A 1,058-nucleotide genomic window follows, 5' to 3' on the forward strand; every position below is an offset into this window, starting at 1 on the left:
CGAGATCGCCAAGATCCACCTCGCCGCCGCCCTCCAGGTTTCCGTGGCGTGACTCCAGGGACACGACATGCGGATGGCTGCGAAGGTCGCCCAGTCCGACCGGGACCGGCCGATGCCCGCCCTGATCCGCTGGGAGGAGCTGCCGGAGGGTGCGGCCGCCGTCGTCGTCGGCTGGGGCGGGGAACTCGGCCAGCTGATCCGCGCCCAGCGCTACTGGGTGGTCGCGGCCGCCGGCCTGACCCGGGCCGAGGTGCGCCGGCACGAGTACGACGAGACGATCGTCTCCCACGACCGGGATGCGCTCGAGACCGGCCTGGCCCAGGACCCCTCCGACCACGCCCTGCTCGAGCCCGGACAGACCTACGACGTCACCGTGAGCTGGACGTACGACGTCGAGACCGGGGACTCAGTGCCGACGCGGACGCCGTCCTTCGCCGACGAGCACACGCAGACCTTCCGGTTCGCGACCGCCCCGGCGTCCGAGGTCCCCACCGACCTGGGGCCGTGGCTGCTCGACACCAACCCGGGCATGGGCGATGCCGGCGTGTTCTGCCGGGAGCCGCTGCGGGTCACCCTCGCCACCCAGAACGTGCTCCGGCTGTTCGATGCCTACCACCACCGGCTCGAGGTGACCGTGCTCGCCGCCTCCGGCCACCACCCCGCCCCGCCCGGCGGGGGAGCCCCCGGTCAGCCGCTCGTGCTGCCGGTCGAAGCGGTGCTCGCTGCCGGGTCGGTGCTGCAGCCCAAGGCCAACGCCGTCGTGCTCACGCCGTGGGACCGCGCCGTCGGCGAGCTCGTGGACGCCCTCAAGTGCATCGAGGCCGAGCACGTCACCCGGGAGGTGGAGGAGATCGTCCTGGCATACGAGCTCGAGCCGCTGACCGACTACCTCCTCGACATCCACGCGGTGCCGGCCGGCGGCGCCGGGCCGCGGAAGCGGGTGCACCGGGCGAACTTCACGACCTCGCGCTTCGACGACCCCGACCATCTGGCCTCGTGGATCGCACCGGCGTCGCGGACCACGCGGTGGTCGATCGAAGCCGGTGCGATCCACGAGG

Annotated in this window: 1 protein-coding gene; it reads left to right on the plus strand. The window is 72.9% G+C overall.

The window, feature by feature from the left end; translation table 11 throughout:
* Positions 1–67: 67 nt before the first annotated feature.
* Positions 68–1,058, plus strand: a 991-nt coding sequence (locus ACKAE7_RS21015) for a hypothetical protein (protein WP_408980225.1), incomplete at its 3' end; no start/stop codon positions are given.

It is taken from the genome of Pseudarthrobacter sp. NKDBFgelt (genome assembly GCF_046097905.1).
Taxonomy (GTDB): domain Bacteria; phylum Actinomycetota; class Actinomycetes; order Actinomycetales; family Micrococcaceae; genus Arthrobacter; species Arthrobacter polychromogenes.